Below are 13,855 nucleotides of genomic sequence, written 5' to 3'. Positions count from 1 at the left end.
CCCGGCGGTCACCGCCGCTCGGAGAGCACCAACGCCTCGGCCGGCACGGGCGGTTCACCCTCCGTCGCCTCGGCGGGAGGAAGGTCCAGGGTGAACTCGGTGTGCCCCGGTGCGCTGCGCACCCGCGCGTGCCCGCCGTGTGCGGACGCGATCGCCTCGACGACGGCCAGTCCGAGACCGGATCCCGCGGCCTGCGGGCCGCTGCGCGAGCGGGAGGCGTCGGCGCGGGTGAAGCGGTCGAAGATTGTGGCGAGGAGGAGCGGCGGGACGCCGGGGCCGTCGTCGCGGACGCGGACGACGCGGCGAGCCGCGGTGGACTCCACCGCGGCCACGACCGTGGTGCCGGGCGGGGTGTGCGCACAGGCGTTGGCGAGGAGGTTCGCCACGGCCTTGCGAAGGGCCGGCTCGTCGCCGGTGACCAGCGCCGGCGCGTCGAGGCGCAGCGCCAGTCGCCAGGTGTGCTCCGCGTCCGCCGCCCCTGCCTGCCACACGGCCTCGGCGACCAGCGCCGCCAGGTCCACCTCGGCGGACGGCGGGGGGCGGCCCTCGTCCAGCCGGGCCAGCAGCAGGAGGTCCTCGACCAGGACCGTCATGCGCGCCGACTCGGCGGCGACCCGGCGCCAGGCCGGCGTCTGCTCGACCGGGCCGGTCCCGCGGTTCATGAGTTCGGCGTAGCCGACGATGGACGCCAGCGGTGTACGGAGCTCGTGGCCGGCGTCGGCCAGAAAGCGGCGCATGCGCTCCTCACCGCGGCGCAGCCGCTCCTCGCTCCGGCGGCGTTCGGCTTGGGCATGCTCGGCATGGTCGATCAGGCGGTTGAGCGCGGCGGCGACCTGCCCTGCCTCGCTGCCGGGGCCGGTGTCCGCCTCGGACACTCGGGGCAGCCCGCCGAGCGGGCCGCGGCCGAGCGGCGCCCGGGCGACCTCGGCGGCGGTGGCGGCGACCCGGCCGAGGAGACGCAGCTGCCGCCGTACGACCACGGCACAGGCGCAGCCCGCGACGGCGAGCCCGACCGCTGCGACGACCGCCTCGACCACGGCCAAGCGGTGCGTCATCTCCTGTACGTCCTCCAGGGGCAGTCCGGCGAGGACACGGACGCCGCTCGCCTCCAGCCCCGTGACCCGGTAGGTGCCGAGGCCGGGGACGGTGCGGGTGTGGGACGTGCCGTCGGGGGCGATGCCGCGCAGGGCGGTGCCCTGGCCGGGGGTCAGGGCGCGCGGTGGGGCGTCCGGGCCGGTCACCGCCCCGGCCGTGACCGTGCCGTGCGCGTCCAGCCGGGCGGCGAGCAGCCCGTCGGGGTGCCCGGTGACGCCGAGGAACGTGAGGTCCCGGCTGTCGTCCGGCCGCAGCGAGGCCCGGGCCAGACCGTGTTCGGCGGCGTCCATGACCCGGCAGTCCAGACGGTCCAGCAGATACGCCCGCTGGGCGAGGACGCCGGCGAGCGCCATCGCGGCACAGACGGCGGCGAGGACGGCACCGACGCGGACGAGGAGCCGGATGTGCAGTGACCCGGGGGTGCCAGACATGTACCGATCCTGTCCCGGCCCGCTGGGGGAACCCTGTGTTCAGCCTGAGCGCGGGCGATGACCCGTGCCGGCGGCCCGCCCCGTCCTGGCGGCAACGGCGCGGGCCGCGCCCCCGGTCACCCGGGAACGCGGCCCTCGAACTGCCGTGAACTGCCTTGCCGGTCCGCTTACTTGCGGATCAGGCTGCGCAGCACGTACTGCATGATGCCGCCGTTGCGGTAGTAGTCCGCCTCACCGGGGGTGTCGATGCGGACGACCGCGTCGAACTCGACGCCCGTGTCGGTGGTGACCTTCACCGTGCGCGGGGTGGTGCCCTCGTTGAGCTCGGTGACGCCGGCGATGGAGAAGGTCTCCTCACCGGTCAGGCCGAGGGACTCGGCGGACTGGCCCTCCGGGAACTGCAGCGGGAGCACGCCCATGCCGATGAGGTTCGAGCGGTGGATGCGCTCGTACGACTCGGCGATGACGGCCTTGACGCCGAGGAGCGCGGTGCCCTTGGCCGCCCAGTCGCGGGACGAGCCGGAGCCGTACTCCTTGCCGGCCAGGACGACCAGCGGGATGCCGGCGGCCTGGTAGTTCTGCGAGGCGTCGTAGATGAAGGAGACCGGGCCGTCCTCCTGCGTGAAGTCACGCGTGTAGCCGCCCTCGGTGCCCGGCGCGATCTGGTTGCGCAGGCGGATGTTGGCGAACGTACCGCGGATCATGACCTCGTGGTTGCCTCGGCGGGAGCCGTAGGAGTTGAAGTCGCGACGCTCGACACCGTGCTCGGTGAGGTACTTGCCCGCCGGGGTGTCGGCCTTGATCGCACCGGCCGGGGAGATGTGGTCGGTGGTGACCGAGTCGCCCAGCTTGGCCAGCACACGGGCGCCGGAGATGTCGGAGACCGGGGTGGTCTCCATCGTCATGCCCTCGAAGTACGGGGGCTTGCGGACGTAGGTGGACTCGGGGTCCCACTCGAAGGTGTTGCCGGTCGGGATCGGCAGCGCCTGCCACTGGGCGTCGCCCGCGAAGACGTCGCTGTAGGACTTGGAGAACATGTCCTCGCCGATGGCGTTGGCGACGACGTCGTTGACCTCGGCCTCGGAGGGCCAGATGTCCTTCAGGAAGACCGGGTTGCCGTCCTGGTCGGCGCCCAGGGCGTCACGGGTGATGTCCACCTTCATGGAACCCGCGAGGGCGTAGGCGACGACCAGCGGCGGGGACGCCAGGTAGTTCATCTTGACGTCGGGGTTGATACGGCCCTCGAAGTTCCGGTTGCCGGAGAGGACCGAGGTGACCGCGAGGTCGTTGTCGTTCACGGCCTTGGAGACCTCCTCCGGCAACGGGCCGGAGTTGCCGATGCAGGTGGTGCAGCCGTAACCGACGAGGTTGAAGCCGACCTTGTCGAGGTACGGGGTCAGGCCCGCCTTGTCGAAGTAGTCGGTGACGACCTTGGAGCCCGGGGCGAGCGTGGTCTTGACCCACGGCTTGCGGGTCAGGCCCTTCTCCACCGCCTTCTTGGCCACCAGCGCGGCGGCGACCATGACGTACGGGTTGGAGGTGTTGGTGCAGGAGGTGATGGCCGCGACGGTCACGGCGCCGTGGTCGATCTCGTAGGTCGAGCCGTCGGGGGCGGTGACGGTGACCGGGTTCGACGGGACGGCGGCACCGGTGCCGTCGGCGTGCTGCGGCGCGCCGGCGCCGTTCTCCTGGTTGCCGTAGGCCGGGGCGTCGGAGGCCGGGAAGGACTCGTCGCTCGCCTCGTCGACCGGGGAGGCGGCGGTGGCCTGTTGCGCCACGGGCGCCTCGACGTAGTTGAGGACGTCCTTGGCGAACTGCTGGGCGGCCTCGGCGAGGACGATGCGGTCCTGCGGGCGCTTCGGACCGGCGATGGAGGGGACGACCGTCGACAGGTCGAGCTCCAGCTTCTCGGAGAAGTCCGGCTCGGCCTTCGGGTCCAGCCAGAGGCCCTGCTGCTTGGCGTACGCCTCGACCAGCGCGAGCTGCTGCTCGGAGCGGCCGGTGAGCTTCAGGTACTTGAGGGTCTCGTCGTCGATCGGGAAGATCGCGGCGGTGGAGCCGAACTCCGGCGACATGTTGCCGATGGTGGCGCGGTTGGCCAGCGAGGTGGCGGCGACGCCCTCGCCGTAGAACTCGACGAACTTGCCGACGACGCCGTGCTTGCGGAGCATCTCGGTGATGGTCAGCACGAGGTCGGTGGCGGTGGTGCCGGGGGTGAGCTCACCGGTCAGCTTGAAGCCGACGACGCGCGGGATGAGCATGGAGACCGGCTGGCCGAGCATGGCGGCCTCGGCCTCGATGCCGCCGACGCCCCAGCCCAGCACACCGAGGCCGTTGACCATGGTGGTGTGCGAGTCGGTGCCGACGAGCGTGTCGGGGTACGCCTGGCCGTTGCGGACCATGACCGTACGGGCCAGGTGCTCGATGTTCACCTGGTGGACGATGCCGGTGCCGGGCGGGACGACCTTGAAGTCGTCGAAGGCCGTCTGGCCCCAGCGCAGGAACTGGTAGCGCTCGCGGTTGCGGCCGTACTCCAGCTCGACGTTCTGCGCGAAGGCCTCGTTGGTGCCGAACTTGTCGGCGATGACGGAGTGGTCGATGACCAGCTCGGCCGGCGAGAGGGGGTTGACCTTCGCCGGGTCGCCGCCCAGCTCCTTCACGGCCTCACGCATGGTCGCGAGGTCCACGACACAGGGAACGCCCGTGAAGTCCTGCATGATCACGCGGGCCGGCGTGAACTGGATCTCCTGCGACGGCTGGGCCTGCGAGTCCCAGCCGCCGAGGGCGCGGATGTGGTCGGCGGTGATGTTCGCGCCGTCCTCGGTGCGGAGCAGGTTCTCCAGCAGGACCTTGAGGCTGTACGGAAGGCGGGCCGAGCCCTCCACCTTGTCCAGCCGGAAGATCTCGTACGACTCGTCGCCCACCTGCAGCGTGCTGCGGGCGTCGAAGCTGTTCGCCGACACGACAGTCTCCTTCATTGATGTGCGCGTACCACCACGATCCTGCCGCCACGGCATCTCGACCGATCCGCTAAGGTATGGCTAAGTTAGGTGAGCCTTACCGAGGTGGCGGCTGCGGTGCTCCTCGACAGATATCTCGATGTCGAGATAACTCTAGTACACCGAGGCCGGTTGGTCATGCCCCGGCGTCCGCCATGCGGTCATGCACATCCCTCTCCGGGGTATCCGAACCAGGTATCCACGCCACGCCCCACGAGAGGAGACAGGCATGCCGCTCACGTTCCGCAAGAGTTTCCGGATCCTTCCGGGGGTGCGCCTGAACATCAACAAGCGCTCCTGGTCCATCACGACCGGCGGCGGAAAGGACGGCCCGCGTTACACCCGCAGCAGTACGGGACGTCGTACGACATCGATGGATTTGCCCGGACCTTTCGGGTGGCGGCGCACGCGCACGACGCGCCGACACTGAGGCGACCGGGGAGGATTGACCTCCCGTCACCCGCACGGACGCTCTGGCCGGGCGCCATCTCATATCCGAGATAATCTCAACCACATGGCAGACGACTACCTCGTACGCATCGGCAAGCTCATCCGTGACGCCCGGCAGCACCGGGGCTGGACGCAGTCGCAGCTGGCCGAGGCCCTCGGAACAAGCCAGAGCGCCGTGAACCGGATCGAGCGCGGCAACCAGAACATCAGCCTTGAGATGATCGCGCGCATCGGGGAGGCCCTCGACAGCGAGATCGTGTCCCTCGGCTACGCCGGTCCGATGCACCTGCGGGTGGTCGGTGGCCGCCGTCTCTCCGGCGCCATCGACGTGAAGACGAGCAAGAACGCGTGTGTCGCGCTGCTGTGCGCCTCGCTGCTCAACCAGGGGCGCACGGTGCTGCGCCGCGTCGCCCGCATCGAGGAGGTGTACCGCCTCCTGGAGGTGCTGGGGTCGATCGGCGTCCGCACCCGGTGGATCAACGACGGCGTCGACCTGGAGATCGTGCCGTCGGGCGAGCTGGACCTGGCGTCGATCGACGCGGACGCGGCCCGCCGCACCCGCTCCATCATCATGTTCCTCGGTCCGCTGCTGCACCGCATGGACCACTTCAAGCTGCCCTACGCCGGCGGCTGCGACCTCGGCACGCGCACCGTCGAGCCGCACATGATCGCCCTGCGCCGGTTCGGTCTCGACATCGCCGCCACCGAGGGCCAGTACCACGCGGTGGTGGACCGCTCGGTCCGCCCCGACCGCCCCATCGTGCTGACCGAGCGCGGCGACACGGTGACCGAGAACGCGCTGCTCGCCGCCGCCCGGCACGACGGCATCACCGTCATCCGCAACGCGTCCTCCAACTACATGGTCCAGGACCTGTGCTTCTTCCTGGAGGCCCTCGGCGTCAAGGTCGACGGCATCGGCACCACCACGCTCACCGTGCACGGCGTGCCGACCATCGACGTGGACGTGGACTACTCCCCCTCCGAGGACCCGGTCGAGGCGATGAGCCTCGTCGCGGCGGCCGTGGTCACCGAGTCGGCGCTGACGGTGCGTCGGGTGCCGATCGAGTTCCTGGAGATCGAACTGGCGGTCCTGGAGGAGATGGGCCTCGACCACGACCGCACGCCCGAGTACTTCGCCGACAACGGCCGCACCCGGCTGGTGGACCTCACCGTCCGGCCCTCCAAGCTGGAGGCGCCGATCGACAAGATCCATCCCATGCCGTTCCCCGGCCTGAACATCGACAACGTCCCGTTCTTCGCGGCCATCGCGGCGGTCGCCCAGGGCAAGACCCTCATCCACGACTGGGTCTACGACAACCGCGCGATCTACCTCACGGACCTCAACCGCCTCGGCGGACGGCTGCAGTTGCTGGACCCCCACCGCGTCCTGGTGGAGGGCCCGACCCGCTGGCGCGCCGCCGAGATGATGTGCCCGCCCGCCCTGCGCCCCGCCGTGGTCGTCCTCCTGGCGATGATGGCGGCCGAGGGCACGTCGGTGCTGCGCAACGTGTATGTCATCAACCGGGGTTACGAGGACCTGGCCGAGCGGCTGAACTCGATCGGGGCACAGATCGAGACGTTCCGGGACATCTGAACGCCTGATGCCGCCGCGCCCCGTCCGCCCTGCCCTGACGCGGGTCTGGAAGGAGCGCGGCGGTGGGACTTCTCTGGGAATTCCATCACCCGGCCGGCCGCCGCGACGTTGTCGTGACGCGGCGAGCTCCGCGGCACGGTCAGCGTCACCAAAGCCCCTCGGCGAGCAACTGCGCGACCTCCCGCGCGCAACCCCACGACAGCGTCACTCCGGCTCCACCGTGCCCGTAGTTGTGAATCACAGGGATGCCGTCTTCACGGTGATCGAACTCGACCCGCACCTCGAAGCGCGTCGGCCGGACGTCCACTCGATGCTCGATGACCCGGGCATCAGCCAGCCTCGGCTCGACCGCGGCGCAACGCTCGACGATGCCGTGCGCCGCGGCCGCGTCTCCCGCCACACCACCGTCATCGTCGGTCGCACTGCCGCCCAGAACGACTGTGTCCCCGTGCGGATAGAAGTGGACGAGGACGGACGACGGTCCTGTGAGCTCGGAGAAGAACTCCGTGACGCCCGGATTCTCAACCACCAGCTGATGTACACGCGTTCGCCGCAACGTGAGATCGCCGGCCAGCGCGGCGGCGCCCATGCCGGCGCAGTTGACGACGGCGGACACACCAGCGAACTCGTCGAGTGAGCAGATCACGCGCTGCTCAAGCCTTCCGCCGAGATCGCGGAAACGGCGCCGCAGATGGTCGAGATAGACCGGCATGTCGACGACCGGGGCGGTGAAACGGTGACCGGAGAGGAAGCCGTGAGGAAGCTCGGAGGCGTCAGCCTCCCGAAAGTCGGAGAGGAGTTTGCTCCACGGTGGTTCCTCGAAGGGTTGCCGGGCCGCCATGATCCCGTTTGCCATACGGATACCGGCCTTGCCTTCCTCGGCGAGACGCCGGAAGGCGTCGAGAGACGTGAGCCCCCATTCCCGGACATCCGCCCAGGGCTCGACAAGGTGCGGACCCCAGATCGCGCCGGCCACGAGTGATGTACGGGCGGGGATCTCCTCGGCGACCAACCGCACGGACAGCCCGGCCTCCAGCAGCACGACTCCCGTCGTGAGTCCGGAGACCCCGCCACCCAGGACGACGATCCTCTCGTTCGTTGGCATGGTCCGACCGTAGCCGTTCGAGCACTCCGCGGGTTGGGCTGCATCCCGTCGCGCTCCGCGGGCCGGTGCTCTGCTCGAGCACCATGTGGCGTGCCGACGCCGAGGGCAGAGTAATCGTTTCAGCAGTCCGGTAAGTCCCCTTTATGGTCAAGTGACTACCCATGTGATTACGCCACATGGATGAGACTGGCGTAGGGTGGCCGACCGAATAACCCTCCCTTCGCGAAACCGATTTCACGGTTGGTTTGCGCTGCGCCGCCAGGTGTCCGAACTGGCTGATCGAGAGGACTTCGATGCCCGATTCCCCGACATTCACAGCGCGCTCGGACGCCGGTCGAACAACGACCGCGGCGGGCCCGGCGCGCAACAGGCACGCCAGGCGGACAGTCCAGAATCAGCCAACCGCTGCGGTCACCCGGTCCCGCTCGGTACGCCTGGCACTGTGGCCCGCTGTCCTCATGGCAGTTCTCGCGGCGGCCCTGATCATCTACGTACTGCTTGCTCAGACCGGCGCCGCCGACGCCGCCACCTGGGGCGTGCTCACCACGGGCGCCGTACTCGGCACGGGCGTTCTGGTCGGGGCCGTGTTCGCCGGCCGCACCGAGGCCCGCAGGGCACTGCGGCAGTACGAGGTACTGCGCCGCGCGGTCGCCGCGGGACAGACGGAACTCCAGGACCTGCTGGAGAGACTGGGCCGGGGGGAGAGCATCGAGCAGCCTTCGTTCACCCATCACGCCCCGCCCGAGGGCGACGTACACGGTCGTCTGGCCTACGAGATCAACGTCTTGCTGTGGCAGACCAAGACGGTCACCGCACAGGGCGCGCACGCCGCGACGGCCGCGAAGCCCTCCGAGGACGGCGGGCAGGACAGCAAGGAGAGGGTCGAGGTCTTCGTCAACCTCGCCCGGCGGCTGCAGTCCCTTGTCCACCGTGCGATCAGCATGCTCGACCGGCTCGAGAACGAGGTTGAGGACCCGGACCTGCTCAAGGGCCTTTTCCACGTGGACCACCTCGCCACCCGCATCCGGCGGCACGCGGAGAACGTCGCCGTGCTCGGCGGCTCCGTCTCCCGCCGCCAGTGGACCCGCCCGGTGACCTTGACCGAGGTACTGCGTTCATCGATCGCCGAGGTCGAGGACTACTCCCGGGTCAAACTGGTGCCGCCGATCGAGGGGACGGTACGCGGTCACGCCGTCGCCGACGTCATCCACCTGCTCGCCGAACTGGTCGAGAACGCCACGGCCTTCTCGGATCCGCACACCCAGGTACTGCTGCGTTCCCAGCGGGTGGCCGCGGGGTTGGCGGTCGAGGTCGAGGATCGCGGTCTCGGCATGCCGCTGGAGGAGCAGGACCGGTACAACCAGTTGCTCGCCGAGCCGGACCGTATCGACATCGGCAAGCTGCTCGCGGACGGCCGAATCGGGTTGTACGTGGTTTCCGCGCTGGCCCGCCGCCATGGCCTCGCGGTCCGGCTGCAGAACAACATCTTCGGCGGCATCCAGGCCATCTTGATCATTCCGCGCGGACTGGTCGGTGACGAACCGGAGGAGGCACCGCACCAGGCTGCCGACATGGCCCGGCCGGTTCAGGCTGCCGCCGCGCCACAGTCGGCCGCCCAGCCCGTGGGCCCGCCGCCCGCGGCGCAGCAGGCCGCCCGCCCCGTGGCGCCGCCGCCCGCGGCACAGCCGGCCGCCCGCCCCGTGGCGCCGCCGCCCGCGGCACAGCCGGCCGCCCGCCCGGCGGCGCCGCCGCCCACGGCACAGCCGCTGCGCCAAGCCGCGCCAATGCCCATGGCGTCGCGGCACGCAGGGCCCGTGGAGGCCGCGCAGCCGTACGACCGGGGGACCTCGCACACCAGCGGGCCGGCCGACGACGAGCGGCCGCCGCTGCCGCAGCGCAACGCGCAGGAGCACCTCGTGCCGCAGCTCCGGGACGCTCCCGGCATGCACAGGGGGAACGAACAAGAGGTGGAGCACGATCCAGGGCTGATGGCCACGTTCCAGCGAGGATTCGGTCTCGCCGAGAACGAACCCGATGACAGTTCCGCTGAAAGCTCTCGCTGACCCGCAGACTTCACACCACCCCCGAGGAGAAGAACGCCACCGTGAGCGACATGCCTACCGTCCAGAACCAGAATCTCGACTGGCTCCTGACCGGGCTCGTCCAAAGGGTCCCCCACGCCCGCAGCGCACTGTTGCTGTCCTCGGACGGACTGGCGAAGGCATTCGACGGGCTGGAGACCATCGACGAAGCAGAACACCTGGCGGCCGTGGCATCCGGTCTGCACTCCCTCGCGCGCAGCGCAGGCATGCGGTTCGCCGATGGCGCGGACGTGCGTCAGGTGGTCGTAGAGCTGGACACCGCACTGCTGTTCGTGTGCGCGGCGGGCTCCGGGGCCTGTCTGGCGGTCCTGGCCGGGCGGGAGGCCGACGCGGCCGTGCTCGGCTACGAGATGGCCAAGCTGGTCAAGAGTGTCCGCACGTATCTCGCCACCCCGGCCCGGCAACAGGCGGCCGCCGCGGCCCATGATCCGAGGCGCTGAGGATGACGGACGCGCAGGACGAGGCGTGGCTCGACGACGAGGCCGGGCGGTTGGTACGCCCGTACACCGTCAGCAACGGTCGCACCCGTCCCTCGGCGCACTTCGACCTGCTCACCCAAGTGGTGGCCACCGGCATCCGGCCGAACGCCTACTTGGGCCCCGACTACGAGCAGGTCCTGGACCTGTGCGGTGTCCCCCTGTCGGTTGCCGAGGTAGCCGCTCACATGCGGCTGCCGGCCGTCATCACCAAAGTTCTCCTGTCCGACCTCGTGCAGCACGACGCGCTCACCACGCGGGCGCCGCACGTCATGAGGGCGGGCTCCCCAACCGACCGAAATCTCCTGGAGGCGGTGCTGCATGGCCTTCGTAAGCGGCTCTGACCCCTTCCGTACCGCCTTGAAGATCCTCATTGCCGGAGGCTTCGGGGTGGGCAAGACCACCTTCGTAGGAGCAGTCAGCGAGATCGAGCCGTTGAGTACCGAGGAACTGCTGACTCAGGTCAGTGCCCGCACGGACAGCCTGGTCGGCATCGAGGACAAGTCGACCACCACCGTGGCGATGGACTTCGGTCGCATCACCCTGGACGATCAACACATCCTGTACCTGTTCGGAACGCCCGGACAGGAACGGTTCTGGTTCATGTGGGACGAGTTGTCCAACGGGGCTCTGGGCGCCGTGGTCCTCGCCGACACACGCCGGCTGGAACACTGCTTCGCGGCCGTCGACTTCTTCGAACGTCGCGGCATCGGTTTCGTCGTGGGAGTCAACGAGTTCGACGGCGCCTATCACTACACGCCCGACGAGGTCCGCGCGGCCCTCGCCCTCAAGCCCGACGTCCCCGTCGTGATGTGCGACGCGCGGCAGTGCGCCTCCAGCACCAGCGTGTTGATCTCACTCGTACAGCACTTGCTCACCTCGACTCCCGGCGTACCGTCCGCGGAGCCTGACCCGCTGCGCTGACACACACTCAGCGCGGCCGATTGGAGCCTGCATGTCCACCCCGGTTCCCTACAGCCAGTACGACCCGACCTCCCACCTGCTGTTGACCCCCGAGGACAGGGACGCCCCCGCCCGCGTCGCCAGGCTGCGCGACATCGGCATCGGGGACGGCCCGGTCGAGGAGTTCGACGACTTCGCCGCCGACCTGGCGCGCGTCACCAACGCACCGTTCTCGATGGTCAACTTCATCGACGAGAACCGCCAGTACTTCGCCGGCCTCTACGCGGCCGGCCGGCCCGGTATGGAGCTGCAGCCGGGGCCGCAGGTGGGCCGGGTGATGGCCCGTGACCACGGCTACTGCCCGCACGTCGTCGTACGGCGCAAGGCACTGGTACTGGAGGACGTCTGCGACTATCCGCGGTTCGCCGGGAATCCGGTCGTCGACGAGATCGGCATCCGCTCCTACATGGGCGCGCCGCTGATCGACCAGCAGACCGGGATGGCCCTGGGGACGATCTGCGTCGTGGACACCGACACCCGTCCATGGGGACGAGCGGGCCTGGAGACCATCAAGTCGATGGCGCAGCAACTGATGGACCGCATCGCCGAAATGGAACGCAAGGGCGGGATCTGAGCACGTGTGAGGGGCGGCCGGCTACCACCGGGCCCCTTGATGCATGGTGGGGGAGCCGCGGGCACGACGCTGTGTCGGCGGCTCCCTGCGAGTTTCAGCCCGTGTGGCCGACCGTCTCCAGCGGCAAGGGCTCGGACTGCTCTTCCCGGCGCTGGGCCGGTACCGTCCGCACCAGGTCGGCCAGACGCTCGGACCACTGGCCCTTGGCCTCGCCGAGCGCCATTTCCCCCAGGCGCAGCAGTTGGACGTCGGAGGTGCCGGCGGGTGCGTAGATGTGGTGGGCGTCGCGCAGGTAGCGCTCGATCGGGCGATCGGTGAACAGGCCGGCTGCGGCGTGGATGTCCATGCCGTCCTTCGCCGATTCGATGGCGGACTCGACGTTGAGGAACTTGGCGTTCATCAGCTCCGCGTCGCACGGCAGGCCCTGGTCGAGCAGGTGCACCGCGTGGTAGGCGGCCAACCTGGCCGTCATGAGCCGGGACTTCATCCTGCCCAGCTTGAGCTTGATGTTGTTGACTGCGCCGAGCGGCGCGCCGTACCGCTCACGCTCGATGCACAGAGCGGTTGTCTCCTCGAAGACGGCCTGGTGAATCCCGAGGGAGACAGCGGTCAGGTTGGGCCGGCCGTAGAGCACGCTGGAGGAGTAGGCGACGGCCAGGCCCTGGCCCTCCGAGCCGAGCAGATTCTCGGCCGGCACCCGGCAGTTGTCGAAGATCAGCTCGCCGAAGCTGAAACCGTGCAGTCCCATGGCGGGCTGCTGCGGGGCCAGGGAGAAGCCGGGGCGGTCGGCCTCGACGAGGAACGCCGACAGTCCCTTCGATCCCTCTCCCGTGCGGACGACCACGCCATGCAGGTCACCGACGTGGCTGTTGCCGACGAAGACCTTGCGGCCGTTGAGAACGTATTCGTCGCCGTCGCGGACGGCGGTGCTGCCCATGCCCAGAACGTGACCGCCGGACTGCGGCTCGGTGACCGCGATCGTGGGCAGGCAGTCGCCCGCGGCGATGCGCGGCAGCCAGGTCTGTTTCTGCCGCTCGTTGCCGAAATGGACGATCTTGGCGACGCCGAGCTGGGATGCCTGCACCATGGCCCCCATGGCCCCACTGACACGGGAGAGTTCCTCGATGATGATCGTCTTGGCAAGGTGTCCGGCCCCCATGCCGCCGTACTCCTTGCCGATGGTCACCCCGATCCATCCCTGTCGCGCTATGAGTAGGGACAGCTCGTGGGCCACCCTTCGCGAAGCCTCCATCTCCGCGATCCGGGGCCGCACCTTGTGTTCGGCGAACTCACGCACCCGAAGCCGGAGATCCTCATGCCACCTGCTGGTGAAGTAGCGTTCCACAATCTCTCCTGTCTGCTACCCCGTCCGGAGTCAGAGGTCGTCCGTCGGGCTTCGTTGCCGTCTGGCTGACTCACCTCGCACATTGTCTACTTGTCGATCCATCTCAGCCAAGATCATCATACAGGTTTGGCCGAAACTGTCGCTCTTGCCTTCCGTCTCCAACTGTGCGATGTGGTACGTCACTTGTCCACTCCGTCCCACCTCCCGATCGGAAACCGCTCAGCCGCGAACAGCACCCACCACATATCGACACAGCCCCACTTATCAGGTGATTGCCCGGCGAATTGACCGCAGCGCACCATGACCGAACCAGCCACGTCACGCCTGACCGATAAGGACCCGTGTCTGGGCCGCCAGCGTGATCCACCGACGCAGATCGGCCATGGTCATCCCCAAGAGTCAGAGGCAGCGAAGGGGGTACCTGCACGGAAAGGACCCCGGCCAGGCAATACAGGCCAGGTCAGAGCCCCACAGGCAGACGAGTGGGCTGCACACTGGGGACAAGTGCGCGATTTGTGAGATCGGCCTCTGAAGCGTGCGGGTGACCTGCCCGAGCAGCGCCGATGCGGCCGATAAGTACCAGGACGTCCATGACGACCTCCAGGCGGGATGCCGACGATGAAGAGACCACCTGTGAGAAAAGCTACTCGTCCCACCCCGCCGGAGGACCCACCGCAGGGTGCCACCGCCCCGTCCCAACCGCCTCAGTCCTCCCCAGCCA

At 69.2% G+C, this 13,855-nt stretch carries 11 protein-coding genes; 7 read left to right on the top strand and 4 right to left on the bottom strand.

Going from position 1 to position 13,855, the window contains the following annotated elements:
* Positions 1–8: 8 nt before the first annotated feature.
* A complete protein-coding gene (locus HDA41_RS30390) occupies positions 9–1,526 on the bottom strand; it encodes a sensor histidine kinase (RefSeq protein ID WP_184989590.1) in 1,518 nt (505 codons plus the stop codon).
* A 167-nt stretch (positions 1,527–1,693) separates the two neighbouring features.
* Positions 1,694–4,489, bottom strand: coding sequence for an aconitate hydratase (locus tag HDA41_RS30385; protein ID WP_311772164.1), 2,796 nt, complete (start codon positions 4,487–4,489; stop codon positions 1,694–1,696).
* Positions 4,490–4,754: 265 nt separating this feature from the next.
* Between HDA41_RS30385 and HDA41_RS30380 the strand changes: the two genes are divergently transcribed.
* Positions 4,755–4,955, top strand: a complete 201-nt coding sequence (locus HDA41_RS30380; RefSeq protein ID WP_184989586.1) for a DUF4236 domain-containing protein — start codon at positions 4,755–4,757, stop codon at positions 4,953–4,955.
* Between the two features lie 84 nt (positions 4,956–5,039).
* Positions 5,040–6,569, top strand: coding sequence for a helix-turn-helix domain-containing protein (locus HDA41_RS30375; RefSeq protein WP_184989584.1), 1,530 nt, complete (start codon positions 5,040–5,042; stop codon positions 6,567–6,569).
* 145 nt (positions 6,570–6,714) lie between these two features.
* On the opposite strand, the gene HDA41_RS30370 is transcribed toward HDA41_RS30375, so the two are convergent.
* The gene (locus HDA41_RS30370; protein WP_184989583.1) at positions 6,715–7,674 is read right to left on the bottom strand and encodes an FAD-dependent oxidoreductase; all 960 of its coding nucleotides are present in this window, start codon (positions 7,672–7,674) and stop codon (positions 6,715–6,717) included.
* Between the two features lie 458 nt (positions 7,675–8,132).
* Between HDA41_RS30370 and HDA41_RS30365 the strand changes: the two genes are divergently transcribed.
* The 5 genes from HDA41_RS30365 to HDA41_RS30345 are packed head-to-tail and all read left to right on the top strand — an operon-like array spanning position 8,133 to position 11,789.
* A complete protein-coding gene (locus HDA41_RS30365; RefSeq protein WP_184989581.1) occupies positions 8,133–9,737 on the top strand; it encodes a sensor histidine kinase in 1,605 nt (534 codons plus the stop codon).
* Positions 9,738–9,787: 50 nt separating this feature from the next.
* Positions 9,788–10,216, top strand: coding sequence for a roadblock/LC7 domain-containing protein (locus HDA41_RS30360; RefSeq protein WP_184993855.1), 429 nt, complete (start codon positions 9,788–9,790; stop codon positions 10,214–10,216).
* Positions 10,217–10,218: 2 nt separating this feature from the next.
* The gene (locus tag HDA41_RS30355) at positions 10,219–10,596 is read left to right on the top strand and encodes a DUF742 domain-containing protein (protein ID WP_184989579.1); all 378 of its coding nucleotides are present in this window, start codon (positions 10,219–10,221) and stop codon (positions 10,594–10,596) included.
* Entirely contained in the window at positions 10,574–11,176 is a 603-nt protein-coding gene (locus tag HDA41_RS30350; RefSeq protein WP_184989577.1) for a GTP-binding protein, read from the top strand. The genes HDA41_RS30355 and HDA41_RS30350 overlap by 23 nt, the downstream gene beginning before the upstream one ends.
* Before the next feature lie 31 nt (positions 11,177–11,207).
* The gene (locus HDA41_RS30345) at positions 11,208–11,789 is read left to right on the top strand and encodes a GAF domain-containing protein (RefSeq protein ID WP_184989575.1); all 582 of its coding nucleotides are present in this window, start codon (positions 11,208–11,210) and stop codon (positions 11,787–11,789) included.
* Positions 11,790–11,883: 94 nt separating this feature from the next.
* Here HDA41_RS30345 and HDA41_RS30340 read toward each other — a convergent pair whose 3' ends face one another.
* Positions 11,884–13,134, bottom strand: a complete 1,251-nt coding sequence (locus HDA41_RS30340; protein ID WP_184989573.1) for an acyl-CoA dehydrogenase family protein — start codon at positions 13,132–13,134, stop codon at positions 11,884–11,886.
* Positions 13,135–13,855 lie beyond the last annotated feature (721 nt).

Source organism: Streptomyces caelestis (genome assembly GCF_014205255.1).
GTDB lineage: Bacteria > Actinomycetota > Actinomycetes > Streptomycetales > Streptomycetaceae > Streptomyces > Streptomyces caelestis.
The sequence above is the reverse complement of the archived record's forward strand: the minus strand, read 5'-3'. Positions and strand labels throughout refer to the sequence as shown.